We start from the raw sequence: 26,348 nt of genomic DNA, 5'->3' as shown, positions 1-26,348 counted from the left end.
AAATCCGATTGCGATGGCAACAAGCAGCGTGATCTCGCTGACCTCCGGAAGCCGGATGACCGATTTGCGCGTCGACGACCGTTCAGTAACGGACATTGCGGCCGCCCTCCAAATTGGTGCAATGCCGGTCGGCGCGGTCGATCAGATGCTGATATTGCTTGAGAACGCGTCGCGCCTGAATCCGCCGCGAATAGTGAATTGCGCCGACGATCGCTGCGAACAGTCCTTTCCGCCTTCGGCGAAATTGAACGGGGGTGACAGGCATCACACCGGCCACCGGCAATGAAATGTGCTTCATTATTGGAACTCCTTGATCTGGAATTCCACCCCGCGCGCATGATGCGGCAAAACCGGCTGACCAGTTTGTGCACTGCATCACATCTCAAGAAAGCTTGATCGATTCGACGCCCGCCCTTCGCGGGTAAACTGATCAGAACATCGCCAGAGATCGAGCAGGCTGCGCGTTCGCCGGCGGCGGCGGTTCCTTGACTAGCTCCATCAACCCGGCCAGAACGCTAGGCATAGCTAAGGAGGCAACATGTTCAAGGATCTGTTCTCACTGAAGGGCCGCGTCGCACTGGTGACCGGGGGATCGCGCGGCATCGGCAAGATGATCGCGGCCGGCTTCCTCGCGCAGGGTGCCGCGAAGGTCTACATCACCGCGCGCAAGGCCGGTCCCTGCGAGGCCACCGCCCAGGAGCTCACCGCCGCCTATGACGGCGAATGCATCGCGCTGCCGATCGACATCTCGACCGTCGAGGGCTGCGAGAAGCTCGCGGGCGAGATCATCAAGCGCGAGCCGAAGCTCGATATCCTAGTCAACAATGCCGGCGCGGCATGGGGCGCGGACTTCGACGAATTCCCGGAGAGCGGCTGGGACAAGGTGATGAACCTCAACGTCAAGTCGATCTTCTTCCTGACCAAGGCGCTAGCCAAGCCGCTGCGCGCCGCGGCGACGCAGGGCAAACCGGGCAAGGTGATCAACATCGCCTCGATCGACGGCATCTTCGTCAACCCGATGGAGACCTATTCCTATGCCGCCAGCAAGGCCGCGGTGATCCATCTGACGCGACGGATGGCGACGCGCCTGGTCAAGGACAACATCAACGTCACCGCGATTGCGCCCGGCGCGTTCAAGTCGGACATGAACCGGGCCGCGCGCGACCACGCCGACGAGGTTGCACAGCGCGTTCCGTCGCGGCGCGTGGGCAGCGACGAGGACATGGCGGGCACCGCGATCTATCTGGCCTCGCGCGCCGGCGACTATGTCGTGGGCAACACCATCGCGGTCGATGGCGGCGTGGTCTACGCGACCGCGGGGCTGGAGATCGCGGGGTAGCACGGTATCGCGACGATCGGCCGTGGGCGCCATTCTACCGCTGTCATGCCCCGGCTAGACCGGGGCGTCCAGTACGCGGCGGCCTCTCAATCCTGCTCTGCTGCCTCTGGAATACTGGATCACCCGCTTTCGCGGGTGATGACACGTCAGCTCAGAGACTCGACGCGAACGCGTCGACGAGTCGATCGAACGCGTCGGCTCGTTCCCACTGCGTGGCGTGGCCGGCGCCTTCGATCACCTGAACCTGGCCGCGCCATAGCGTCGGCGCGGGCAGCCGTTGCAGATAACCGAGATCGACCATCTGCTCCTCGCTGCCATGCACGATCGCCAGCGGAATCCTGAGGCCGCGCACGATCTCGACCTCGTCGGCGAAGCGGCCGGCCTGCACGCTGGCGCCGAGGAAGCCGCGCGCATTGCCATCGGTGCGGCGGAAATCGGCGTCGACGAACGAGGGCAACGGCGCATAATCCGGCGCGAAGACCGTTTTCAGCCAGGCCGCGATCTCGGCATCGCTGGGCGCCGGCGTGAACGTTGTGGCCGACAGCCCCTTGAACCCGGAGAACCCGTCCGGCGTCTTGGCGATCGGCGGCGTGCCGAAAATCATGAGCCCGGCTGCCATCGGCAAAGACGGGGCTGCGTTGAGCACGGCGTGTCCACCGAGGCTCCAGCCCAACACCACCGCGTCCTTCAGGCCAAGCTCTTTTGCGGCCGCCGCGATGCAGCCGGCATAGCCTGCACCCGAATAACCGTGCTCCGGATCTGGCGCAGGCGACGAGCCGCCGTGACCGGGAAGGTCGATCGAGACCAGGCGGTACTTGGCGCCAAGCGGCCCCTGGAGTTGCTTCTGCCAAATCTGCGACGACGACGAATTGCCGTGGACGAGCAGGATGTCGCGGCCAGTGCCCGCACTCTCGAAGCCCGCGATCGTTTGCTCACCGAACTGGAGCTTGAGCGGACGCAGGGTCGGCCCCGGAAAAATCTCTTCACTCATGATGGCCCCGCTGTAATCCTGATCCGCGACAACCGGCTGAAGCGGTCATTGCAGTTCATGTTGAAGCTGCGTGATTTCCGCGCGAAGGCGTCGCGCTTGTCAAGCCGGGAAGCCCCAAGGCTTCATCGCGCGCGAACGCACGTCTCCAAAAGAAAAGGGGCAAGCCAGGACCTTCTCGGCTTACCCCTTTTCGGCCCCTCCGGGAGGAGAGGAACTACCAGCTGAAACTCAGCTCTCGATTCTCACATATTCGAAGTCGCCAGGCTTGTTGTCGATGCCGACCTTGGGCGCCGAGATCCAGGAGGCGAACTCGCCGGGTTCGGTCACCGGCTTCATCAGCGAGGCGATGAAGTCGCCATCCGCGGTCGACGGCAGCCAGTCGTTCTTGCGCTTGGCCCAGGTGGCGTCGTCGATCAAGAGGCCATCGGGCGTCGCATGGATGTCCTTGAACTCGCCGATCTGGCGGTGGAAGGCGGTGTTCGGCACCGCGAGCTTGTAGTCGATGCCGGCGGTGGAGATCACCTTGTTCCAGCGCAGCATGCCCTTGACGCAATCCTGCGTGTAGTCGTCGCGCAGCCGCATGTTGAGCGCGGTCAGCGCCGGCTCGTCGACCATCTTGATCTGGCCGTCCACCATCTTCATGACCGGATAGGTCGAGCTCTTGAGCTGGTGATCGTCCTCGATCGTGGTTTCCTTGTAGCGGCCCTTGATGCCGGCATTGAAGGCGTTGGCCGCATTGGTCGACACTTCGGAACCGAACAAATCGAGCGACAGCGAATAATGGAGGTTCAGCTTCTTCTGGATGGTCGGAAGATCGATGACGCCGAGCGCGCGGATTTTTGCGATGTCGTTCGGATCGGTGATGCCGGCTTCCATCATCGCATCGCAGGTGCGCTGCACGACGCGGGTGATGCCGGTCTCGCCGACGAACATGTGATGGGCTTCCTCAGTCAGCATGAAGCGGCAGGTGCGCGACAGCGGATCGAAGCCCGACTGCGCCAGCGAGTGCAGCTGCATCTTGCCGTCGCGGTCGGTGAAGTAGGTGAACATGAAGAACGACAGCCAGTCCGGCGTCGCCTCGTTGAAGGCGCCGAGCATGCGTGGGCTATCCGCATCGCCCGAGCGGCGGCGCAGCAAATCGTCGGCCTCCTCGCGGCCGTCGCGGCCGAAATACTTCTGCAAGAGGTAGACCATCGCCCAGAGATGGCGGCCTTCCTCGACATTGACCTGGAACAGATTGCGCATGTCGTAGAGCGAGGGCGCGGTCTTGCCGAGATGGCGCTGCTGCTCGACCGAGGCGGGCTCGGTGTCGCCCTGGATCACGATCAGGCGGCGCAGCATCGCGCGATGCTCGCCGGGGACTTCCTGCCAGGCCGGCTTGCCGTAGTCTTCGCCGAACGGAATGACCCGGTTCTCTTCCTGCGGTGCAAGCAAAATGCCCCAGCGATATTCGGGCATCCGCACGTAGTCGAACTTGGCCCAGCCGCGCGGATCGACCGAGTAGGCGGTGCGCAGATAGACCAGCGACTCCTGGAAGCCGTCTGGCCCCATGTCCTTCCACCAGTCCATGTAGCCGGGGTGCCAGCCTTCCAGCGCCTTGAGCACCTGGCGGTCTTCGGCGAGATTCACGTTGTTCGGAATCTTGGTCGAGTAATCGACGTTCATGATGTTCATGGCCGTGCTCCCTTAAACTCGTGTCATGTCGAATTGCGCCTTCTGGCCGGTGCCGTAGCGGCGCAGCGCGCCGTCCTCACCGACCGCGTTCGGCCGCTGGAAGATCCAGTTCTGCCACGCCGTGAGGCGCGAGAAGATCTTCGATTCCATGGTCTCCGGACCGACGAAACGCAAATTGGCTTCCATGCCGGTGAGACCGTCGGGCGAGAACGAGGTGCGTTCCTCGAAGAACACGCGGACCTCGTCGTCCCAGTCGATGTCGTCGAGCGCGAAGGTGACGAGGCCGAGCTCCTCGGCCTCCTCCGCGTCGAGCGCCTTGCCGATCGAGCCTTGTGCGCGCTCGATATCCATTGGGTCGGCCTGGAAGCGCGATTGCAGCCGGGTCAGGCCATGGCTCATCGGATACGGCCCGAAATTCATCGCCGTCAGTTCGATCGCCGGCGGCGGGCGGTTGTCGCCCTGCTTCTGGCCGATCAGCATGTAGGAGCGGTCGGCGGCGAACACGAGCTCGGCCAAGGTGCCGACGAAGCAGGAGCCGGGCTCGACCAGCGTCACCAGCGTGCGCGAGGTGACGTCGATGCGCTTGAGCACGCGCTTCCAATAATGCCTGACCTCGTTGACCAGCCAGTGCGCCTTGTTGGCCTCCAGGAACGCGTCGTAGGACACGACATTGGCGCGGTCGCCATGGCTCTTGAACACCAACATCGCGGTCTCGAGCTCGTTGATGCGCAGATGCAGGATCGCATCGTCGAGCTCGCGGGCGACCTGCAACGGCCAGAACGAAGCGCCCTGTCCGACCATGCCGTCGATGTCGGCAGGCGCCGCAGCTTCCGGCGCCTTGATCGTAATGGTGGCGATGCGCGCGGCGCGATCGATGTCGACGCTGACAAAGCCATAGCGGATAGCGCTGTCGTCGATGGTCCGCGTCAGCGGCGCCAGCGCGATGCCACGCCCTTCGCCGTTGCGCTTCGACTTCGCGGCGAATTCCTTGACGCGCTCGGCAAGCTTGCCCTCGAGCTTGGAGTTCGGCGCGATCTCGTCGACCAGCCGCCACTGCACCGCGCGCTTGCCCTTGATGCCTTCCTCGATGGTGCAGAAGAAGTCGGCGTGGTCGCGGCGCACCTTGCGCTTGTCGACCACACGCGTGAGGCCGCCGGTGCCCGGCAGCACCGCGAGCAGCGGCACTTCCGGCAGCGCGACGGCGGCGGCGCCGTCATCGGCCATCATGATGTGGTCGGTCGCGAGCGCCAGCTCATAGCCGCCGCCGGCCGCGGTACCGTTGACGACGGTGATGAAGCTCTGGCCGGAATTCTCGCTGGAATCCTCCAGCCCGTTGCGGGTCTCGTTGGTGAATTTGCAGAAGTTGACCTTGTGGGCGTGCGTCGAGCCCGCCAGCATCCGGATGTTGGCGCCGGCGCAGAACACGCGGTTCTTGCCCGAGCGCATCACCACGACCTTCACCTCGGGATGCTCGAAGCGCAGCCGCTGCACGGCGTCCGCGAGTTCGATGTCGACGCCGAGGTCGTACGAATTAAGCTTGAGCTGATAGCCCTCGAACAGGCCGGCGTTCTCGTCGACGTCCATCGTCAGCGTCGCGACGTCGCCTGCAATGTCGAGCTTCCAGTGCCGGTAGCGCGACGGGTTGGTCTGGAAGTCGATGTACTTCGCCCCGCCTGCAAGGACGCGATCGTCACCAGCCATGGGCCACCCTTATCTGTTGTTCGTTGGAAGGTTCGTCGTCGAGGTCTTCATGCACAATAATGCATGTTTTTGGTCTCGTCTAGTTCAAAACTCAAAAACATGCATTTTGTTTCATGTTTGGGAAATTCGCCCGCTAGGCCAATGGCCTGGCACCGGCACCAAAAGTCAGGCCGCCAGTGCCGGGTCGTCGCGCAGCGCCGCTTTGGCGAATTCGGTGACCGCGTCCAGCGTCACCGCGGGTGCCTCGCGGTGCGGCGAGTGGCCGGCGCCGCCGATCGCGGCGACGTCGACCGGGCAGTAGCATTCGTCCTGGGCGATCTCGACCTGGCGCATCGTGCCGTATTGATCATCCGCGCCCTGCACGATCAGCACCGGCACGCGGATATAGGCGAGATATTCGGAGATATCCCAGTCGCGGAATGCCGGATCGAGCCAGGCGTCGTTCCAGCCGCGGAAGGTGTTGTCGACATCCTTGTGCCAGCGCGCCAGCTTCTCTTTCAGATTGGTGGTCTCGTACGCCGTCTTGATCTCGGCGATCGACTTCACCGAAATGTCCTCGACGACGAAGTGCGGCGCGAGCAACGCGAGGCCGTGCAGGCGATGATCCTGATGCGCGCCGGCATAGATCGCCGCGATCGACGCGCCGTCGGAATGGCCGACCAAGAGGCCGCGGCGGAAGCCGATCCGATCGAGCAGCTTCGGCAGCACGTCCAGCGCTTCGCGATGCATATAGTCGACCGGACGCGGCAGCTTCGCCGGCGACGACGCGCCATAGCCCGCGCGCGAATAGGCAAACACGCCGGCGCCGGTGGCCGCCTGCAGCTTGTCGGGGAAGTCGCCCCACAGCCCGACGCTGCCGAGACCTTCGTGGAGCATCACGAGGGTCGGCGCCGTCTCGGGTGACGGACCGATCATCCGGTACTCGAGTTCGGCGCCGTCGATGCTGAGGAAGCCTGCGGGGTTCAAGTTCGTCATGGTGGGCCTTCCTCACTCGTCGTCCCGGCGAAGGCCGGGACCCATAACCACAGGGGTCAGTTGTTGCGCAAAAGCCGTTGAACAGCGTCTTTCAAAAACGAAGGCCGCGGCGTATGGGTCCCGGCGTTCGCCGGGACGACGCAAGTGGAAATGCTAGTGCGCGCCGTCGTCGTGCCGCAACTTGAACCGCTGGATCTTGCCGGTCGCCGTCTTCGGCAGATTGTCGACCACATCGATCCAGCGCGGATATTTCCACGGCCCGATCTTCTGCTTGACGTGTTCCTTCAGCGCCTCATGCAAACCGTCGGCCGAACTCTCGGGCCGCAGCACCACATAGGCCTTCGGCTTCAGCAAGCCTTCCGGATCGGCCTCCGGCACGACGGCCGCTTCCAGCACCGCGGGATGGGTGATCAGCGCGCTCTCGACCTCGAACGGCGAGACCCAGATACCGGACACCTTGAACATATCATCGGCGCGGCCGCAGAAGGTGTAACGACCGTCGGCATCGCGCGTGTACTTGTCGCCGGTGCGGGTCCACGCGCCCTCGAAAGTGGCGCGGCTCTTGGCGCGCTGGTTCCAGTAGCTCTCGCCGGCCGAGGGTGCATCGACCAAGAGCTCGCCGACCTCACCGTCGGCGACGTCGGCCCCGAGCTCGTTGACCAGCCGCACCTTGTAGCCGGGCACCGGACGCCCCGAGGAGCCGTATTTGATGTCGCCGGGCGCATTCGACAGGAAGATGTGCAAGAGCTCGGTCGAGCCGACGCCGTCGAGGATGTCGACGCCGAACCGCGTGCGCCACGCATTGCCGACCGATTCCGGCAACGCCTCGCCGGCCGAGGTGCAGACCCGCAGGCGATTGCCGCCGGACTGCGTCTTTGTCGCCTCGTCGTTCAGCATCGCCGCGAACAGGGTCGGCACGCCGAAGAAGATGCTGGGATGATATTTGTTCATCAGCGCGAACATCACCGCCGGCGTCGGACGCTCCGAATTCAGGATGGTCGTTGCGCCGACCGACATCGGGAAGGTCAGCGCATTGCCGAGCCCATAGGCGAAGAACAGCTTTGCCGCCGACAGGCCGACATCGTCCTCGCGGATGCCAAGCACCTGCCGGGCATAGGTCTCCGCCGTCGACGCGAGATTGGAATGCAGATGGCGCACACCCTTCGGCATGCCGGTCGAGCCCGACGAATAGAGCCAGAACGCCGGCTCGTCGGCATGCGTCGACGCGGTCGCGAACACGTCGCCCTCGCGCGCGATCTCATCCGACAGCTTCTTGTGGCCGTGCGCGTCCTTGCCGGAGACCACGACATGCTCGAGATCGGGCATGCGCGCGATGATGTCCTTCACGACAGGCAGCAGCGCCTCGGACACGAACAGCACGCGCGCGCGGCAATCACTGAGGATGTAGGCGTATTGCTCTGATGTCAGCAGCGTGTTGAGCGGCACCGGCACCACGCCGGCGCGGATCGCGCCGAGGAACACGATCGGGAAATCGACCGTATCGAGCATGATCATGGCGACCCGCTCCTCGCGGCGGACGCCGAGCCGGCGCAGCATGTTGCCGACCCGCCGGGTCTGCTGCTGCAACTCGCCATAGGTGATTTGCGAGACCGTATCGTCGAACACGACCTTGGCGCCGCGGCCCTCATCGACATTGCGGTCGAGCAGCCAGGTGACTGCATTATAGGTCATGGCCCGCTCCTCAGGCACAGGCGCGCCGCGCCTGTCCTCTCCCGTCAAGATTTAAGAATTATAATTCATACAAAGCCACCACATTGGCTTGCTGTCAATCCTCATCGGCATTATGTTTCCTAGACCATTGGACCTGATTCAGTCAGGACCGCGCGTCGCATGGGGATCATGACCGAAGCCAACGATCCGGAAACCGACTTCCTCGAACAGCTCGGGCAGCGGGTGCGCACCATGCGCGCGCTCCGCGGCATGTCGCGCAAGGTGCTCGCCAAGGTCTCCGGCATTTCCGAACGCTACATCGCCCAGCTCGAAAGCGGCAAAGGCAATGTCTCGATCGTGCTGCTGCGCCGTGTCGCAGGCGCGATGGGCGCGCATCTCGAGGACCTGATCCCCTCGAGCGAGCCGATCCCGGACTGGGCCGTGATTCGCGATCTCCTGCGCAAGGCGTCGCCGAACCAGATCGCGCAGGCCAAGGACATGCTCGCCGGCAGCAGCCCGCTGGCGCCGCGCGGCGCCTCGTTCTCAGGCATCGCGCTGATCGGCCTGCGCGGCGCCGGCAAGACCACGCTCGGGCGGATGCTGGCGAAGAAGATCGGCTGGAGCTTCGTCGAGCTCAACAAGGAGATCGAGGCGCAGAACGGCCTTTCGGTTGCCGAGATCATCGCGCTGTACGGCCAGGAAGGCTTTCGCCGCATGGAGCAGGCCGCGCTGACGCAGCTGCTGGCGCGCAAGGAATTGATGGTGCTGGCGACCGGCGGCGGCATCGTCTCCGAGGCGCTGACCTTCGACCTGATCCTGTCGTCGTTCTACACGATCTGGCTGAAGGCCGAGCCGGAAGAGCATATGGCCCGCGTCCGCCGCCAGGGCGATCTGCGGCCGATGGCCGACGACCGCTCCGCGATGGCCGAACTGCGCAACATCCTGGTCAGCCGCGAACCGCTTTATGCTCGCGCATCGGCGGTGGTCGACACTGCCGGGCTCTCGGTCGATGCCGCGGCCGCGCGATTGATCGATTCGGTGCGGCCGGTGCTACAGAACGAGGCGCGGAGCTTCGGCTTGCGCAGCGTGGCGCTTTAACGGCCTTTACAACAACCTGCTCTTCACATCATCAGCGCCGTCGCGCAGCAGCGGCAGGAAGCGCTCGATCAGTTCCTTGGCCGGCACGCGATCGACATGCGCACCCATGTTGATGGCGGCGACGATGGTGCCGTCATAGCGATGCACCGGCACCGAGATCGAACGGAAATGCGGCTCGGCCTCGCGGTCGACCAGCGAGTAGCCCTGCGCGCGATCGGCGATGATGGTGGCGAGCAGTTTCTTCGGATCGGTCGTGGTCTGCGGCGTCACGGGATCGCGGCGCATTGCCTTCAGACGTGCCGCGAGCTCGGCATCGCCGAGTCGGCCGAGCATCGCGCGGCCCACTGACGTGCAGAACGCCGGCAGCCGGTAGCCGATATCGAGACCTGCAGAGAACACCCGCGTCGGGCTCGAGCGCGCGACGAACACGACGTCGTCGCCATCGAGCAGCGCGAGCGAGGCGATCTCCTGCGCTGCGGTCGCGATGCGATCGAGCACCGGTTGCAGCACCGTCACCACCTGGTTGGATTGCAGGAAGGAGCCCGCGAGCGTCAGCACATGCGGCGTCAGCGTGAACAGCTTGCCGTCGGTTGCGACGAAGCCGCCATGCGCGAGCGTGAACAGGATGCGGCGCGCGGTGGCGCGCGGCAGGTCGGCGGCGCGGGCGAGGTCACTCAGCGTGGCCGGACCACTGACAGTGCCGAACACCTGCAAAAGGCGCAGGCCGCGATCGAGCGCCTCGACGAAGTCGGTGGCGCGCTCGTCCTGATCGGTCCGCTTCAGCTTGGGCATGGGGGCTCGCGGATTTGAACGGTTCAAAAATTGCGCTTGCGGTTGGAATGAGACATGGCATAATTCGCACATTCGTTCAATAGGCGAACAAATCCAAATTCGGGAGACGCCGCCATGATGAGCCAGGAAGCGAACGATCTGATCACCCACACGGGAGCTAAGGACCCTTGCGGAAAGCTGATGCGGATGTACTGGCAGCCGGCGGCGCTGGTCGACGAGTTGGAAGGGCCGCGTCCGGTTCGGCCGGTGCGGCTGCTCGGCGAAAACCTGGTGCTTTTCCGCGGTGAGGACGGCAGCTACGGGCTGATCGATCGCCACTGCGCGCATCGCGGCGCCGACCTCGCCTTCGGCCGGCTCGAGAATGGCGGGCTGCGCTGCGCCTTCCACGGCTGGCTGTTCGACACATCAGGCCAGTGCATCGAGACGCCGGCCGAGCCTGCAGGATCGCAACTCTGCAAGGGCATCAAGCAGCGCTCCTATCCCGTGGTGGAGAAGAGCGGCATCCTGTGGGCCTATCTCGGCGAAGGCACCCCGCCGGCATTTCCGGAGCTCGACTGCTTCGTTGCGCCCGCCAGCCATACGTTCGCGTTCAAGGGCCACATGAACTGCAACTGGCTGCAGGCGCTCGAGGTCGGCATCGATCCGGCGCACGCCTCCTTCCTGCATCGCTTCTTCGAGGACGAGGACACCTCGGCGGCCTACGGCAAGCAATTCCGCGGCGCCTCCGCCGGCAGCGACATGCCGATGACCAAGATCCTGCGCGAATATGATCGGCCGATCATCAATGTCGAGCACACCGAATACGGCCTGCGCCTGATCGCGCTGCGCGAGCTCGACGAGGAGCGCACCCATGTGCGCGTCACCAATCAATTATTCCCGCACGGCTTCGTCATCCCGATGTCGACCGAGATGACGATCACGCAGTGGCACGTTCCGGTCGATGACGAGAACTGCTACTGGTATGCGATCTTCACCAGCTACGCGGCGCCGGTCGACAAGCAGAAGATGCGCGACCAGCGGCTCGAGCTCTATACGCTGCCGGACTACAAATCGCGCAAGAACCGCAGCAACGATTACGGCTTCGATCCGCACGAGCAGGCGACCGAGACCTATACCGGCATGGGAACCGACATCAACGTCCACGACCAGTGGGCGGTGGAATCGATGGGGGCGATCCAGGATCGCACCAACGAGCATCTCGGCCAGAGCGACAAAGCGATCGTGCAATATCGCCGCCTGCTGCGGCAGGAGATCGAAAAGGTTTCCGGCGGCGAGAAACCGATGCTGTTCCTCGACGACGCCTCGGCGCGCAGCATCCAGGGCCCGGCGACGATGGACGGTATCGGACCGACGCTGGGCTGGGAGCTCTACTGGATGGAAGTCGACGTCAAGCGCCGCCGCGGCGCGCCGTGGGCCGCCCCCGTGCCGCGCGAGATCGCCGGCAAGGTGCATCACCTGACGGCGGCGGAGTGATGTGTGTGAAGCTGTCATTCCGGGGCGATGCGGCAGCATCGAACCCGGAATCTCGAGGTTCCCCGATGCGCAGTGCGCATCTGGGGTCTGGTCCTTCGGACCATCCCGGAACGACAGCAACAAAGGAGTGACGCGGTGAGCTTCGTTGAGCGTCACGGCCTGTGGTCGGATGAGCAGAAGGAGGCCGCGAACCGCCTCCGCCGCATCGTCGAGGAGAAGAACCTCGAAGTCATCCGCCTCTCATTCCCGGACCAGCACGGCATCCTGCGCGGCAAGACCCTGATCGCAAGCGAAGCGGTGCGCACGCTAGAGGGCGGCTGCTCGATCACCACGACGATGCTCGCCAAGGACACCTCGCACAAGACGGTGTTTCCGGTGTTCACCGCAGGCGGCGGCTTCGGCATGAAGGAGATGGAGGGCGCGGCCGACGTGGTGATGGTCGCTGACCCCACCACGTTCCGCGTGCTGCCCTGGGCGGAGAACACCGGCTGGCTGCTCTGCGACCTCTATTTCAGCGACGGACGGCCGGTGCCGTTCGCGACCCGCAACCTGTATCGCAAGGTGCTCGATCAGCTCGGCAGCCGCGGCTACGATTTCGTCGCCGGCCTCGAGGTCGAATTCCATCTGTTCAAGCTCGACGACGCCCACATGGCGCCGGAGGATGCCGGCCAGCCCGGACGGCCGCCGTCGGTCAGCCTGCTGTCGCACGGCTATCAGTATCTCACCGAGCAGCGCTACGATCAGATGGAGCCGGCGCTCGAGATCATCCGCCGCGACATCCTCGCGCTCGATTTGCCGTTGCGCACGGTCGAGGTCGAGTTCGGCCCGAGCCAGTGCGAATTCACCTTCGCGCCGACCGTGGGGCTTGCACCCGCCGACATCATGGTGCTGTTCCGCTCCGCGGTGAAGCAGATCGCGCGCCGCCACGGCTACCACGCCACCTTCATGTGCCGGCCCAAGCTGCCGAACGTGTTCGCGAGCGGCTGGCACCTGCACCAGTCGCTGGTGTCACGCGCGGGTGGCGAGAACGTCTTCATGGCCAAGGAAGGAGCCGAACCGCTGAGCCCGCTCGGCCGCGCCTGGCTGGCCGGCCTGATCGAGCACGCGCGGGCTTCGACCGTGTTCACGACGCCGACCATCAACGGCTACAAGCGCTACCGCTCCTATTCGCTGGCGCCCGATCGCGCGATCTGGGGCCGCGACAACCGCGGCGTCATGATCCGCGTGCTCGGCGGCCCGAATGATCCGGCAACGCGGCTGGAGAACCGGATCGGCGAACCGGCGGCGAATCCCTATCTCTACATGGCCTCGCAAATTCTTTCCGGCCTCGACGGCGTCGACCGCAAGCTCGATCCCGGCCCATCCGCCGACACGCCCTATGAGACCAAGGCTGCACTCTTGCCGAAGTCACTGCGCGAAGCCGTGTTCGCGCTGAACGACGATCCGTTCTTCCGTCAGGCGCTGGGACCTGAGTTCGTCGACTATTACGTCTTCATCAAGAACGCGGAGATCGAGCGTTTCCAGGCCGAGGTGTCGGACTGGGAGCAGCGCGAATATTTCGAGATGTTTTGAAGTCGCGATCCGTCATCCTGAGATAATGTGAATGTATTCAGCGTCGTCCTGGCGAAAGCCAGGACCCATTACCCCAACCGCTTGTTGTTGCGCGACGCTGGGGCCACTATCGCACTCTTAATCGAATTCGGTGGTTATGGGTCCTGGCTTTCGCCAGGACGACGGCGTGGGGAGGCCGCTCGCTACAATTCTCGCACCGTCACCCTGAGGAGCGCGAAGCGCGTCTCGAAGGGTCGACGGCCACCAGCCGGGCCGTGCATCCTTCGAGACGCGCGAAGACGCGCTCCTCAGGATGACGGGGATGGAGTGAGCGCACCTGCTCCGCCTCAAATCCCCAGATACTTGTGCTGCAGATCGGGCTCCGCGATCAGCTGCTCGCTCGTCCCGCTCCACACTGTCTTGCCGCGCTCGATGATGTAGTGGCGGTCGGCGATGCGGGTGAGGTTGCCGACGTTCTTGTCGATCACCAGCACCGACTGCCCGCGTCCCTTCAGCATCGACAAGCAGCTCCAGATCTCGTCGCGGATCAATGGCGCGAGGCCTTCGGTCGCCTCGTCGAGGATCAGGAGTTTTGGGTTGGTCATCAGCGCGCGACCGATTGCCAGCATCTGCTGCTCGCCGCCGGACAGCGTGACGCCCAAATTGCCGGCGCGTTCGGCGAGCCGCGGGAACAGCGCATGAATCTTGTCGATCGTCCACGGATCGGGGGAGCCCAGCCGATTTCCCGATGCGGCGACGAGGTTTTCGCGCACCGTCAGATTCGGAAATATCTGGCGTCCTTCCGGCACGAGGCCGATGCCGAGCTTGGCGATCCTGTAGGACGGCAGGCCGCGCACCGCCTCGCCGGCGAAGCGGATCGTGCCCGACCGCGCCGGCGTCAGGCCCATGATCGAGCGGATGGTCGTGGTCTTGCCCATGCCGTTGCGGCCCATCAGCGCGACCATCTCGCCCGACTTGATCTTGAGCGACAGGCCGAACAGCACCTGGCTCAACCCGTAGCAGGTCTCGATTGCGTCAACTTCGAGTAAGGTATCGGCGGTGTTTGCTTCAGCCATGATGCGTCACCGCATGCTGCTCGCCGAGATAGGCGCGCTTGACCTCTTCGTCCTTGCGGATCGCATCCGGCACGCCGCAGGCGATGACGCGGCCATAGACCAAGACCGTGATGCGGTCGGCGAGCGCGAACACCGCTTCCATGTCGTGCTCGACCAGCACGATGGTGACTTCCTTACGCAGCTCCTTCAGCAACGCGACCATCCGCGCCGACTCCGTGACGCCGAGCCCGGCCATCGGCTCGTCGAGCAGCAGAAGCTGCGGCTTGGTGGCGAGCGCGACCGCGAGCTCGAGCTCGCGCTGCTCGCCATGGCTCAATTGCGAGACCACGATATCGGCGCGTTTGCCGAGGCCGACGCGCTCCAGCGCCGCGCGGGCGGTGTCGCGCAGCTGCCGCTCCTTGCGCGCATTACCCCAGAAGCGAAACGAGTGGCCGTCATGCGCCTGCGCGGCGAGCGCGACATTGTCGATCGCGGAAAAATCCTTGAGCAGCGAGGTGATCTGGAACGAGCGCGCGAGCCCGAGCCTGGAGCGTTTATAGGACGGCAGGCTCGTGACGTCGCGGCCGGCGAAGTAGATGGTGCCGGAATTCGGCATCACCTGCCCGGTGAGCTGGCTGATCAGCGTGGTCTTGCCGGCGCCGTTGGGGCCGATGATGGCGTGCAGCTCGCCCGGAATGACCTCCATCGAGAGGTTGTCGGTCGCGGTGATGCCGCCATAGCGGCGCACAAGATTGTCGACGCGGAGCAAGGGATTTGGCAAGGGATCAACCACGACTCATCCTCCCGAGCAGGCCCATGATGCCGCCGCGCGCGAACAGCACGATCAACAGCAGCACCGGGCCCAGGATCAGTCCCGAATATTCGGTGAACTGCGACAGCAGCTCCTCGAGCAGGAGATAGACGATCGCGCCGACGACAGGGCCGAACAGCGAGCCCATGCCGCCGAGGATCACCATCACCATCAGGTCGCCGGACCGGGTCCAGTACATCACGGCGGGGCTGACGAAGTCGGTGTTGTTGGCAAGCAGCGCACCGGCGAGGCCACAGATCGTGCCTGCGATGACGAAACAGACCAGGCGATAGCGGTTGGCGTGGAAGCCGATCGCCTGCATGCGCTGCTCGTTGGAGCGGACGCCCTGCACCACGAGGCCGAAGCGCGAATTGACGATGCGCCAGATCAGATAGAGGCCGCCGAACAGGCAGCCGAGGCAGAGATAATAGAACTGCGTACGGTCGGACAGATTGATCAGGCCGGCGAAATCGCTGCGCTTGTAGACGGTGAGCCCGTCGTCGCCGCCGTAGCGCGACAAAGCGGAGGCGACGTAATAGGCCATCTGCGCAAAGGCCAGCGTGATCATGATGAAATAGACGCCACGGGTGCGCAGTGAGAGCGCGCCGATCAACAGCGCGAACAGTGCCGAGACCGCAAGCGCCACCGGCCACTGGATGAAGCCGGAACCGATGCCCTCGGCAGCGAGAATGCCGACGGCATAGCCGCCGATGCCGAGATAGGCGGCATGGCCAAAACTCATCATGCCGCCATAGCCCATGATCAGGTTGAGGCTCGCGGCCGCCAGCGCATAGATCGCGATGCGGGTGAACAGCGTCAGGATGAAGATATTGCCCATGACCGCCGAATAGACCGGCAGCAGGACCAAGGCGGCGCACAGCAGCGCCGCGACCGCATTGGAGGCGTTGGGCTTGGGCGTCATCGTTTGGCCGCCGGGAACAGCCCCTCGGGCCGCAGCACAAGGATGATCGCCATCAGGAGATAGATCAGCATCGAGGACAGCGCCGGCGCCGCGGTCGAGGCCGCCGCCCCGCTCAGCACCTTGCGCAGCAGGTCGGGCAGGAAGGCGCGGCCCATCGTGTCGATGATGCCGACAAAGACCGCCGCCATGAAGGCGCCGCGGATCGAGCCGATGCCGCCGATCACGATGATGACGAAGGCCAGGATCAGGATGTTCTCGCCCATCCCGATCTGCACGGTGAGGATCGGCGCCTGCATCAGCCCGGCGAGCCCGGCGAGCGCGGCCCCCAGGCCGAACACCAGCGTGAACAGCAGCTTGATGTTGATGCCGAGCGCCCCGATCATCTCGCGGTTGGAGGCGCCGGCGCGGATCAGCATGCCGACGCGGGTGCGCATCACGACGAGATAGAGCATCGCGGCAACCGCCAGCGCGACCAGGATGATCATCAGGCGGTAAGCCGGATAATACACGCCGGGAATGATCTGCACCGGCACGGTGAGCCAGGCCGGCAGCGGCAGCGCGAGGCCGGCCGGGCCCCAGATCAGCCGGACGGCGTCGTTGAAGAACAGGATCAGGCCGAACGTCGCCAGCACCTGGTCGAGATGGTCGCGGCCGTAGAGATGCCGGAGCGCGACATATTCGAGCACGATGCCGAGCAAGAGCGTCGCGCCCAGCGCCAGCAGCGCACCGAGCACGAAGCTTCCGGTCCAAGCCACGAAGGTCGCCGCGAAATAGGCGCCCATCATGTAGAGCGAGCCGTGCGCCAGATTGACGAAATCCATGATGCCGAACACCAGCGTCAGTCCGGCCGCCAGGAGAAACAGCAGCAGGCCGAATTGCAGGCCGTTCAGCAGTTGTTCGACGACGAGATACATGGATCCTTCACAACGGGCTGAAACAAAACAGCGGCAGCGCATATGCGCCGCCGCCACGCGAACTCCCTCGCCCCGCTCTTCGCGGGAGAGGGTTGGGGTGAGGGGCAGCTCCGCAGACCAGGTTCGTGGAGAGTCCCCCTCACCCGGCGCTACGCGCCGACCTCTCCCCGCACGCGGGGCGAGGTGAACAGAAAGCAAGCCGCGCGCCAAATGGCGCCCGCCGCTCACTTCATCGAACACTTGTCGTGAAACTTATCCTGGTCGTCCTTGACGATGGTCGCGACCGTCTTCAGCGAGAGCTGGCCGTCGGCGTCCTTGACGACGTCCTGAAGATAGAAGTTCTGGATCGGAATGTGGTTGTTGCCATACTTGAACGGACCGCGCAGCGACTTGAAGTTGGCCTTCTCCATCTCCGCCTTCATCGCGTCCTTCTTGGTGAGGTCGCCCTTCACCGCGACGACGGCGCTGTTGATCAGCTGGGCGGCGTCATAGGCCTGGGCGCCGTAATAGGTCGGGCGCAGGCCGGGATACTTCTTGCGATAGTCCTCGACAAACTTCTTGTTCTCGGCGTTCGGCAGGTCGTTGACCCATTCCTGCGCGCCGGGAATGCCGATCGCGTTGTCCTTCTGCAGCGGCAACGACAATTCGTCGACGGTGAAGGCGGTATAGAGCGGGATCTGCGCCTTGATGCCGGCCTGGGCGTACTGGTTCAGGAACTGGACGCCGGCGGCGCCGGGATAGAACACGAAGATCGACTCGGCCTTGGAGTTGCGCGCCTTGGTCAATTCGGCGGAGAAGTCGAGCTGGCTCGGCCACACCGTGTATTCCTCGCCGACCACCTCGCCCTTGAAGGTGCTCTTCACGCCCGCGAGCATGTCCTTGCCGGCGGCGTAGTTCGGGCCGATCAGGAACACCGACTTGACGCCCTTCTGGTTCATGTAGAGGCCCATCGCAGCGGGCGTCTGGTCGTTCTGCCAGGAGGTCGAGAACACGTAAGGCGAGCACAGTTCGCCGGCGAGCTGCGACGGACCGGCATTGGCCGAGATCAGGAAGGTTTTCGAATCCACGGCGGTCTTCAGCGACGCCAGCAGCACGTTCGACCAGATGTAGCCGACGATGAAGTCGACCTTGTCGGATTGCACCAGCTTCTCGGTCTTCTGCTTGCCCACATCGGGCTTCTGCTGGTCGTCCTCGTAGATCACCTCGACCGGCTTGCCGTCGATCTTGCGGCCGAGATGGTCGAGCGCGAGCTCGAACGAATTGCGCATGTCGTTGCCGATCACGGCGGTCGGACCGCTGAAGGTCGAGACAAAGCCGATCTTGACGCTGTCAGCCGCCGTCGCGGGCTGCGCGAGCGCCAAAGCCATGGCGCCTGCCAGCCAGAATGCCTTTTTCATATTCACTCCCCTCCTCAACCAAAGATCCCGCCAGGCTTGATCACGTGGGCCCGGGGGTCACGCTTTGCGCGCGCCGTTCTGTGACGTGTTTTGTGCGCGATATCGCAAGTGTGCAGCAAGCATGAACCGACGGCACCCAATTAGAACCTTCGGCGCATACCCCAGCACCTTGCATCATAATTCGTCCAAATCGACCATTGCAAGAAATATAATGCCGGTTGCGTAGGCAACGATTGTCGCAGGCCCGGCGCAATGCCAGCGACCGGCGCCCGCCCACAGCCGCAGGCTTTAACGATCCGGTAAAGCACCCGGAAACCACGGGCCGGCAAGCGCTCGCGGGCTTCATGGTCTTGAAAGCATCACCGGGCGAGGCTGGGCCCAAAGGGGTGCGTCACATGCTGAATTACATCTTCGGCTTCAATGCCCGGATGGGCCGGTTGGCCTTTTTCTTCTGCACCCTCGTCGTGGGCCTTGGCTTTGTGATGCTGGTCTACGGGATCACGGGCAATGTGCCGCGCGGCAGGACGGACGTGCTGCTGGCGCAGGCGTCGAACAGCCCCGCGCTGATCTTTTCCTTCTACGGCATGCTCGTCGTCTGCTTCATGCTGCAGTCGATGCGGGTGCGTGACATCGGATGGGATCCGGTCTGCGTGATGGCGGCATGGATCGCCCTCATGATGCTCGACAGGGCCATTGCCGGACGATTTCCCGAATACGCACTGACCTATCAGCACACCGCAACGGTGGTCGGCACGGCCGTCAATGGCGTGATGAACCTGGTCCTGACGTTCTGGCCGGGCAACGGTCATGTCGATGAAGCGTCGCCCCTGCCGCGCGAGAGCGGCGGCGATGGCATGTTTGAAAGAAGCGGCGCACCGGCCGCGGCCGGCAGCCGCGTCGCGCGTATCGCCAAGGGCGAGTTCGGCGGCAAGACGCGGTAGCGGCCTCTCTCCACCGTCGTCCCGGCGCAGGCCGGGACCCATAACCACAGGCTTGAGTTGTCGAAGCAGGCTGTGGCCCCAGCATCGCAAACCAATGACCATTCATGGTTATGGGTCCCGGATCGCGCTTCGCTTGTCCGGGACGACACGGAGTTTTTGGCGCGATCACGGCTCCACAAGCCGTCGGCGACCACTACCCCCTATCCACCGCCCACTCGGCGCCGTCGATGGCATAGGGCGCGTGGCGGAAATCCCGGATCGTCGCGACCTTGTCGGCCGACCAGTCGAGCAGCATGAACGATCGCGGCGGCCCACCCTGTGTGTTCGGATCGAACACCAGGATCGCGGGACGGCCCTCGACCTGTCCGGTCACCAGGTGCCAGTCGTCGATCTTCGCATAATTGCCGAAGTAGCGTGACACCTCGGCCTTGCCGTTCAGCCGCGTCTTGTTGACGAGTTCGAGCCTGATGTCATCGGCGATCATGGCGCGGATGGCATCGAAGTCGTGAGCGTTGAAGCGGCCGACATAGGCGTTCAGCCGGCTGCGATCAGCCGGCGACAGGCCGGGCCGCGGCGCATCGTCCGGCTCGCGGGCGAACGCGCGCAGTTGCGTACGTCCGCGGTACAGCGCGGCCTTCACCGCGGGCAGGCTGAAATCCATGATGCCGCAGACTTCCTGCAACGAGCAGCCGAGCACGTCCATCAGGATCACGCTGGAGCGCTGCGCCACCGGCAACCGCATGAAGGTGCGCAGGCTGCTTGCAGCGATCTCGCGGCGGCTGACGTCGTCAAGCTCTCCGGCCATCATGTCCACCTCCTCCGGCGCGTGCAGCGCGTCCTGTCGGTTGCGCCGCCTGAGGAAATCGAGCGCGGTGTTGTGCGCGATCCGGAACAGCCAGGCTTCCGGATGCTGGATCGGGGCCGCGGACGCGAAGGCTTCCATCGCCTTGATCAGCGCGTCCTGCAGCACATCCTCGCCGTCGATGACCGATCCGACCATGCGGGCGCAGTAGCGATGCAGCCTTGGCCGCATCGCTGCCAGCAGCGCGTCGACCGCGGCGGGCGCCTGGGGTGATGACGTCATGATGCTCCGCCAACTCGGTTCACGGCGCATCCAGCATACGATAGTTTCCGACAATCACAGCACTGCGAACCAGCGGCGGCTCGGCGCAACGATCGCGGATGCCGTCCTGGAAGGCATGGAACGCCGCCAGCTTCGGGATCGGGCTAGAACCGTCATCGGCCGCGGTCTCGACCATGTGGATGAAGGTGTCGTCCTCCAGCCGCAGGGTCAAATAGCGCACGCCATCCGGGTTTGCCGCCTTCAGCTCGGCGAACACCGCCGCAACCAGCGCGGCATTCTTCTCCGCCATTTCCGGCTTGGCCTTGTACCTGATCAGGGTCCGTCTCATCGCAGCCTCCTTCGCCTCGGTTTTCGGCCTGAACCGGCCGCGTCAGCCCTAAGGACGATTGCGGACGGCCAAAGGATGCGGTCCGGCAAAAATAATTCTTCGGCCGCATCCTTTGCCCGCTCCGGTTCGTCCTGGCTTGCGAAGCGCGCCGCAACCTTGCGGCGCGCCAATGGAGAACCACCATGCAAACCTCACAGCAGCGCGCCGAGCAGCGCTGGGTGCTCGGCCTCACAGCGCTGGCATCCTTCATGATGGCGCTGGACGCCATGATCATGACCACGGCCTTCGCCACCATCCGCGCCGATTTCGGCAGCGCCGTCGAGACGCTGCAATGGACCGTCAACGCCTTCAACCTGACCTTCGCGGTGCTGCTCCTGACCGGCGCTGCGCTCGGCGACCGTTTCGGGCGGCGTCGGATGTTCGCGGCCGGGATCGGCCTGTTCGTCGTGGCCTCCGCGGCCTGCGCGCTGGCCGGCGACGCCACGGCATTGATCGCCGCGCGCGCCCTGCAGGGCGCCGGTGCGGCGCTGGTGATGCCGCTGGCAATGGCGATCCTGAGCGGCGCCTTCGGCCGCGAGGAGCGCGCCCGCGCGCTCGGCATTTTCAGCGGCATCACCGGATGCGCGCTGATCATCGGCCCTGCGATCGGCGGCTTCATCACCGAGCATCTCGGCTGGCGCTGGATCTTCTGGATCAACCTGCCGATCGGCCTGGTCGCGATTGTCCTCGTGATTGCGCGCCTGCGCGAGAGTTTTGGGCCGACGGCGCCGCTCGATATCGCCGGATTGTCGCTGGTCGCGCTCGCGGCGCTGGCGCTGGTCTGGGGCCTGTTGCGCGGCAACAGCGCCGGATGGGCGAGCGCGGAGGTGAGCGGTGCGCTGATCGCCGGCATCGCGCTGGCGGTGATGTTCGTGCTGTGGGAGCTGCGTGCGGCCAGCCCGATGGTGCCGATGCGGCTGTTCGCGGCCAGACCGTTCGCGGCCGGCATCGCCGCAAGCGTGCTGTTCTATGCCGCGATGTATGGCGTGCTGTTCCTGCTGCCGCAGTTCCTGCAGATCGCGCTCGGCTTCGACGCCTTCGGCGCCGGGCTGCGCCTGCTGCCGTGGACGGCGACACTGTTCGTCACGGCGCCGATCGCCGGCGCTGTGGTCAACCGGTTCGGCGAACGCACGCTCGTGGTCACCGGTCTCCTGATGCAGGCGATCGGGCTCGGCTGGATCGGCGAGATCGTGAGCCCCACGGTGCCCTACTCCGCACTCATCGCGCCGCTGATGCTCGCCGGCATCGGCGTCTCGATGGCGATGCCGGCCGCACAGAACGCGGTGTTGAGCGCGGTCGCCGTCAGCGAGATGGGCAAGGCGTCTGGTATCTTCAACATGGGCCGCTTCCTCGGCGGCATGTTCGGCATCGCGGCGCTGGTGGCGAGCTTCACTGCCAATGGCACGGCCGATTCGTCCGGACATTTCACGAGCGGATTCGCTGCGGCGATGAGCCTTGCGGCAACGCTGTCGTTCGCCGGCGCGGTCGCGGGATTGTTCCTGCCGATGCGGCGGCGGGTCGTCGCCACGACTGCGTCGCAGGACGCGTGAGGCGCGCAGTGATTGGGTTTCGCTATCGGGCGATCGGGCATTTCGTGTTGGAATGAGGCCGCGAATGACTACATAATCAAATGACGAAGCCGTTCGAAGCCGAGGGCGACATCAGATGACGCAAGCGCCGACCAAACCTCATCGCGTGGTGATCGTCGGCGCCGGCTTCGGCGGGCTGGAAGCCGCCTTCGGTCTCGCAGGCGCGCCGGTCGAGATCACGCTGATCGACCGCCGCAACCACCATCTGTTCCAGCCGCTGCTCTATCAGGTGGCGACCGCGTCGCTTGCGACAAGCGAGATCGCCTGGCCGATCCGCTATCTCCTGCGCGACCGGCCCGAGGTGACGACGCTGTTCGCCAATGTCTGCGGCGTCGACGCGGCGCCGAAGCAAGTGCAGCTCGACGACGGCGGCAGCATTCCCTACGACACGCTGATCCTCGCCACCGGCGCACGCCACGCCTATTTCGGCCATGACGAATGGGAGCCGTTCGCACCCGGCCTGAAGACGTTGGAGGACGCCACCACGCTGCGGCGGCGTATCCTGGTCGCCTTCGAGCGCGCCGAGCGCGAGACCGATCCGGACAAGCGCGCGGCGCTACTGACCTTCGTCATCATCGGCGCCGGGCCGACCGGCGTCGAGATGGCCGGCACGATCGCCGACCTCGCCAAGGACACGCTGCCGCAGGACTTCCGTCACATCGACACGCGCAGGGCGCGTGTGGTGCTGATCGAGGCCGGCCCGCGCGTGCTGGCCGGCTTCCCGGACGATCTCTCGGCCTACGCGCAGGCGTCGCTGGAAAAACTCGGCGTCGAGGTGATGCTGGGCGAGCCGGTCACCGAATGCTCGGCCGACGGCGTCGTGTTCGGCGGCAAGCGGCTGGAGGCGCGCACCATCGTGTGGGCCGCCGGCGTGCGCGCCTCGCGCGCCGCCGAATGGCTGAACGCGCCGGCCGATCGCGCCCATCGGCTGCAGGTCGAGCCCGATCTGACGGTGCCCGGTCATCCCGACATCTTCGCGGTCGGCGACACCGTCACGATCAAGGGCCCCGACGGCAATCCAGTGCCCGGCATCGCGCCGGCTGCCAAGCAGGAGGGGCGCTACGTCGCCGCACTGATCAAGGCCCGGCTCGACGGCAAGACGCTGCCGCCGTTCCGCTACAAGCATGCCGGCAGCCTCGCGCAGATCGGCAAGAAGAAGGCGGTGATCGATTTCGGTTGGCTCAAGCTGCGCGGCTCACTGGCATGGTGGATTTGGGGCCTCGCCCACATCTACTTCCTGATCGGCGTACGTCATCGGATTGCGGTGGCGATGAACTGGCTCTGGATCCACACCCGCGACCAGCGCGCCGCACGGCTGATCACGCAAGGCAGCAGCAAGGTCGCGCAGTAGGCGCTGCTCGGCGCGGCCCCCATCTCAGACAGTCTAAACCGTCACCCTGAGGTGGCCGCCCCTTCGGCAGCCCTCGAAGGGTCGACGGCCCGGCTGGTGGCCGATTCATCCTTCGAGGCTCGCTCCGCTCGCACCTCCAGCGACAAAGGCGAAGCCTTTGCGCGGGGATGACGGAACTACGTTCAAACCATTGTGCGGCAAGATAGCGCGTGAAATACTTGCCATAGCAACAATATTTAAATGGGGAGGAAACAATGCGGATCAATGCGTGCACATGGGCGCTCGCGACTTCGCTTGTCACGTTGATGTCGTGCGCTTCGACCGCATTTGCGGCCGGAATGACCGGCGATCCAGCGGCGACCTGCAGCAGCCTTGCCGGTCCCGCCGACGGCGCCGTCAAGATCGACAGTGCCACGCTCCAGGCACCATCGCCGCTCTCGGTCTCCGAGAAGGCGCCGACGCCGGCCGGCCGCATCATCCCGGCCAATCCCGCGTTCTGCAAGGTGCTCGCCCATATCGATCCCGCCGATCCCACGGCGCCGCCGATCAAGTTCGAGGTCAACTTGCCCGTCGAGTGGAACGGCCGCTCATTGCAATATGGCGGCGGCGGCTTTAACGGCGTGCTGATATCAGGCCTTGGCCTGCCGCCGGCCTATCCCTTCGACAAGGCCTCGCCGCTGGCGCTCGGCTTCGCGACCTATGGCACCGACTCCGGCCACGAGCAGAAGCCCGGCGAGCCGCCGCAACTGTTCGCGCTCAACGACGAGGCGTTCGCGAATTTTTCGCACAAAGCCTACAAGAAGGTGCGCGACGCCGCGCGGGCACTGATCACCCACGCCTACGGCAAGCCGCCGGCGAAGATGTATTTCATGGGATCGTCCGAGGGCGGCCGCGAGGCGCTGACCATGGCGCAGCGCTATCCCGACGATTTCGACGGCATTTTCGCGCGCGTGCCTGTGATCAACTGGGTCGGGTTGCAGCATGCCGGCACCCGCTCCGGCCTCGTCACCATGGGCGACGGCTGGATCAGGCCGGCGCAGGTCAAGCTCGTCGCCGACGCCGTGCTCAGGGCTTGCGACACGCAGGACGGCTCCGACGACGCACTGGTGCAGGACCCCGTCGGCTGCAAGTCCGCGTTCAAGCCGGCGACGCTGGCATGCGCCGCGGGCCACAGCGGCGACGACTGCCTGACCGACAAGCAGATTGCCGCGATCGAGACGTTGCATGCGCCGTATAAATTCTCGTTCCCGCTCGCCAACGGCCTCGACGACTATCCCGGCTGGGGCGTGTCGGGCGAGAATACGCCGGCGTTCGGCCCGACCGGCGGCTGGAAGGCCTGGTGGCTCGGCAGCGCGGCGCCGGCACAGCCGCCGGCTCCGACCAACGGCATCGCCTGGATCTACGGCGCCGGCGGCATTCAGTACGTTTTCGCCCGCGATCCGAGACTCGACGTCACGACCTACAAGCCCGAGGACCACAAGGCGCGCGTGCTGGAGGTCTCCGCGCTGATGGATTCCACCGATCCGGACCTCACGCGCTTCCACGCCCGCGGCGGCAAGCTCGTGATCCTCGAACACATGTCCGACTACGCGCAAAGCCCCTATGCCGGCATCCGCTACTTCGAGAACGTCGAGAAGACGCTCGGCAAGGACAAGGTCGCGGAGTTCGCTCGGCTCTACACTGCGCCTGGCGTCGACCATGTCGGCTCCGGCGCACCCGCCAATGTCGACATGCTGGCCGTGCTGGTCGATTGGGTCGAGAACGGCAAGGCGCCCGGCGATCTCGAAGTCCGCGAGCAGAAGACCGAGGCGCCGGCCTTCGACACAATCCGCGCGCTGCCATTGTGCCGCTGGCCGGCATGGCCGCATTACAAGACGGGACCGGTCACGGCGTCGGCGAGTTTCGCCTGCACGCGGTGAGATGAGTCTCATCACAGCTTCGGATCGCTTCTCTCCTTTGTGTGGAGCGAGCGCGGCAGCGCCTGCGGTGATCGCGGAGCCCCGTGGTTGCGCCGGCGGGGCTACCCCCTCTTAGCCAGCGGCACTGCCGTATCGCGGCGAGCCGGCAGCTCGCATCGATCGCTGATGTGCTACACCATGGCGGTCCCGGCTGGCCGAGACAAATACTCAACAACGGTTTTAAGGAGGGAATGCAATGCGAATGTCTTCCGCCTTATATCTGTTCATTGCGCTGCTCACGATGCCTGCGGTCGCGACCGCTGGCGATGAAAATCTGAAGCAACAGTTCGCGAAGATGGCAGCGGTCTACGCCGACAACTTCAACAAGCAGGATGGTGCCGGAATCGCCGCGCTCTATGCACCTGGCGGCATGGTCGTCAATGCGACCGGATCGCACACAGATATTGCCGGCACCTACGAGGGCATCTTCAAGGCCGGGTTCAACCACAATGAAATCACGGTCGACGAGGCCATGCCGCTGGGAACGGATACAGCTCTCGCGACCGGCGAATATCACATCACCGGCAAGAAGCAGAGTGGCGAGCCGCTTGATGTGACTGGGCGCTGGACCGCGGCGTATGTCGGCCAAGGCGGAAATTGGAAGATCAGGATGCTGTCGGCTTTCCCGAAGGCACCTCCACCGAAATAGTCCCTTCAGTGATGCATGCAGCAGCTGTGCTGCCGAACTCGACCC

Annotated in this window: 23 protein-coding genes; 10 read left to right on the top strand and 13 right to left on the bottom strand. The window is 64.8% G+C overall.

Features of this window, described 5'->3' with window-relative positions:
• The first annotated feature begins 13 nt into the window (after positions 1 to 13).
• Positions 14 to 286: a hypothetical protein gene (locus tag ACE103_RS03545; RefSeq protein ID WP_375778355.1), complete on the top strand. Its 273-nt coding sequence runs from the start codon at positions 14 to 16 to the stop codon at positions 284 to 286.
• Between the two features lie 252 nt (positions 287 to 538).
• Entirely contained in the window at positions 539 to 1,339 is an 801-nt protein-coding gene (locus ACE103_RS03540; RefSeq protein ID WP_375778354.1) for an SDR family NAD(P)-dependent oxidoreductase, read from the top strand.
• 151 nt (positions 1,340 to 1,490) lie between these two features.
• Here ACE103_RS03540 and ACE103_RS03535 read toward each other — a convergent pair whose 3' ends face one another.
• The 5 genes from ACE103_RS03535 to ACE103_RS03515 all read right to left on the bottom strand — a co-directional run bounded on the left by ACE103_RS03535 (position 1,491) and on the right by ACE103_RS03515 (position 8,372).
• A complete protein-coding gene (locus ACE103_RS03535; protein ID WP_375778353.1) occupies positions 1,491 to 2,330 on the bottom strand; it encodes an alpha/beta fold hydrolase in 840 nt (279 codons plus the stop codon).
• A 228-nt stretch (positions 2,331 to 2,558) separates the two neighbouring features.
• The gene (gene boxB, locus ACE103_RS03530) at positions 2,559 to 3,995 is read right to left on the bottom strand and encodes a benzoyl-CoA 2,3-epoxidase subunit BoxB (protein WP_375780998.1); all 1,437 of its coding nucleotides are present in this window, start codon (positions 3,993 to 3,995) and stop codon (positions 2,559 to 2,561) included.
• 21 nt (positions 3,996 to 4,016) lie between these two features.
• Complete coding sequence (gene boxC, locus ACE103_RS03525) at positions 4,017 to 5,705, bottom strand: 2,3-epoxybenzoyl-CoA dihydrolase (RefSeq protein WP_375778352.1); 1,689 nt, start codon at positions 5,703 to 5,705, stop codon at positions 4,017 to 4,019.
• 165 nt (positions 5,706 to 5,870) lie between these two features.
• Positions 5,871 to 6,680 (bottom strand): alpha/beta fold hydrolase, encoded by an 810-nt coding sequence (locus ACE103_RS03520; RefSeq protein WP_375778351.1) that lies wholly within the window; start codon positions 6,678 to 6,680, stop codon positions 5,871 to 5,873.
• 153 nt (positions 6,681 to 6,833) lie between these two features.
• Positions 6,834 to 8,372, bottom strand: a complete 1,539-nt coding sequence (locus ACE103_RS03515) for a benzoate-CoA ligase family protein (RefSeq protein ID WP_375778350.1) — start codon at positions 8,370 to 8,372, stop codon at positions 6,834 to 6,836.
• A 168-nt stretch (positions 8,373 to 8,540) separates the two neighbouring features.
• Between ACE103_RS03515 and ACE103_RS03510 the strand changes: the two genes are divergently transcribed.
• Positions 8,541 to 9,449 carry a helix-turn-helix transcriptional regulator gene (locus ACE103_RS03510; protein WP_212317125.1) on the top strand — a complete coding sequence of 303 codons (909 nt, stop codon included), beginning with the start codon at positions 8,541 to 8,543 and terminating at the stop codon, positions 9,447 to 9,449.
• 6 nt (positions 9,450 to 9,455) lie between these two features.
• Here the strand turns inward: ACE103_RS03510 and ACE103_RS03505 are convergent, their stop codons facing one another.
• Entirely contained in the window at positions 9,456 to 10,241 is a 786-nt protein-coding gene (locus ACE103_RS03505) for an IclR family transcriptional regulator C-terminal domain-containing protein (protein ID WP_375778349.1), read from the bottom strand.
• A 114-nt stretch (positions 10,242 to 10,355) separates the two neighbouring features.
• On the opposite strand from ACE103_RS03505, the gene ACE103_RS03500 reads away from it, so the two are divergent.
• Both ACE103_RS03500 and ACE103_RS03495 read left to right on the top strand, forming a co-directional pair.
• Positions 10,356 to 11,714 (top strand): Rieske 2Fe-2S domain-containing protein, encoded by a 1,359-nt coding sequence (locus ACE103_RS03500; RefSeq protein ID WP_375778348.1) that lies wholly within the window; start codon positions 10,356 to 10,358, stop codon positions 11,712 to 11,714.
• Between the two features lie 135 nt (positions 11,715 to 11,849).
• Positions 11,850 to 13,286 (top strand): glutamine synthetase family protein, encoded by a 1,437-nt coding sequence (locus ACE103_RS03495; RefSeq protein WP_375778347.1) that lies wholly within the window; start codon positions 11,850 to 11,852, stop codon positions 13,284 to 13,286.
• 326 nt (positions 13,287 to 13,612) lie between these two features.
• Here ACE103_RS03495 and ACE103_RS03490 read toward each other — a convergent pair whose 3' ends face one another.
• From ACE103_RS03490 to ACE103_RS03470, 5 genes are all read right to left on the bottom strand, one after another.
• The gene (locus tag ACE103_RS03490) at positions 13,613 to 14,341 is read right to left on the bottom strand and encodes an ABC transporter ATP-binding protein (RefSeq protein ID WP_375778346.1); all 729 of its coding nucleotides are present in this window, start codon (positions 14,339 to 14,341) and stop codon (positions 13,613 to 13,615) included.
• The gene (locus ACE103_RS03485) at positions 14,334 to 15,101 is read right to left on the bottom strand and encodes an ABC transporter ATP-binding protein (RefSeq protein WP_223974997.1); all 768 of its coding nucleotides are present in this window, start codon (positions 15,099 to 15,101) and stop codon (positions 14,334 to 14,336) included. Before ACE103_RS03485 ends, ACE103_RS03490 begins: the two co-directional genes overlap by 8 nt.
• 4 nt (positions 15,102 to 15,105) lie before the next feature.
• Positions 15,106 to 16,053, bottom strand: a complete 948-nt coding sequence (locus ACE103_RS03480; protein WP_375778345.1) for a branched-chain amino acid ABC transporter permease — start codon at positions 16,051 to 16,053, stop codon at positions 15,106 to 15,108.
• Positions 16,050 to 16,967 carry a branched-chain amino acid ABC transporter permease gene (locus ACE103_RS03475; RefSeq protein ID WP_223974928.1) on the bottom strand — a complete coding sequence of 306 codons (918 nt, stop codon included), beginning with the start codon at positions 16,965 to 16,967 and terminating at the stop codon, positions 16,050 to 16,052. The genes ACE103_RS03480 and ACE103_RS03475 overlap by 4 nt, the downstream gene beginning before the upstream one ends.
• Positions 16,968 to 17,191: 224 nt before the next feature.
• Complete coding sequence (locus ACE103_RS03470; protein ID WP_050426229.1) at positions 17,192 to 18,364, bottom strand: ABC transporter substrate-binding protein; 1,173 nt, start codon at positions 18,362 to 18,364, stop codon at positions 17,192 to 17,194.
• A 395-nt stretch (positions 18,365 to 18,759) separates the two neighbouring features.
• Here ACE103_RS03470 and ACE103_RS03465 point away from each other — a divergent pair, with 395 nt between their 5' ends.
• The gene (locus ACE103_RS03465; protein WP_375778344.1) at positions 18,760 to 19,305 is read left to right on the top strand and encodes a hypothetical protein; all 546 of its coding nucleotides are present in this window, start codon (positions 18,760 to 18,762) and stop codon (positions 19,303 to 19,305) included.
• Positions 19,306 to 19,498: 193 nt separating this feature from the next.
• On the opposite strand, the gene ACE103_RS03460 is transcribed toward ACE103_RS03465, so the two are convergent.
• On the bottom strand, positions 19,499 to 20,389 hold the full coding sequence (locus ACE103_RS03460) for a sigma-70 family RNA polymerase sigma factor (protein ID WP_375778343.1): 891 nt from the start codon (positions 20,387 to 20,389) through the stop codon (positions 19,499 to 19,501).
• Between the two features lie 19 nt (positions 20,390 to 20,408).
• A complete protein-coding gene (locus ACE103_RS03455) occupies positions 20,409 to 20,717 on the bottom strand; it encodes a hypothetical protein (protein ID WP_375778342.1) in 309 nt (102 codons plus the stop codon).
• 182 nt (positions 20,718 to 20,899) lie between these two features.
• Here ACE103_RS03455 and ACE103_RS03450 point away from each other — a divergent pair, with 182 nt between their 5' ends.
• The 4 genes from ACE103_RS03450 (at position 20,900) to ACE103_RS03435 (ending at position 26,303) form a co-directional block, all read left to right on the top strand.
• Positions 20,900 to 22,306: an MFS transporter gene (locus ACE103_RS03450; RefSeq protein ID WP_375778341.1), complete on the top strand. Its 1,407-nt coding sequence runs from the start codon at positions 20,900 to 20,902 to the stop codon at positions 22,304 to 22,306.
• A 115-nt stretch (positions 22,307 to 22,421) separates the two neighbouring features.
• Positions 22,422 to 23,696 (top strand): NAD(P)/FAD-dependent oxidoreductase, encoded by a 1,275-nt coding sequence (locus ACE103_RS03445; protein ID WP_375778340.1) that lies wholly within the window; start codon positions 22,422 to 22,424, stop codon positions 23,694 to 23,696.
• Positions 23,697 to 24,034: 338 nt separating this feature from the next.
• Positions 24,035 to 25,615, top strand: coding sequence for a tannase/feruloyl esterase family alpha/beta hydrolase (locus tag ACE103_RS03440; RefSeq protein ID WP_375778339.1), 1,581 nt, complete (start codon positions 24,035 to 24,037; stop codon positions 25,613 to 25,615).
• A 235-nt stretch (positions 25,616 to 25,850) separates the two neighbouring features.
• Entirely contained in the window at positions 25,851 to 26,303 is a 453-nt protein-coding gene (locus ACE103_RS03435; RefSeq protein ID WP_375778338.1) for a nuclear transport factor 2 family protein, read from the top strand.
• The last annotated feature ends 45 nt before the right edge of the window (positions 26,304 to 26,348 follow it).

The sequence above is a fragment of the Bradyrhizobium sp. ma5 genome (assembly GCF_042258955.1).
In the GTDB taxonomy this organism is placed as follows: domain Bacteria; phylum Pseudomonadota; class Alphaproteobacteria; order Rhizobiales; family Xanthobacteraceae; genus Bradyrhizobium.
Note: the sequence above shows the minus strand (reverse complement) of the source record. Positions and strands in the feature narration are given on the sequence as shown.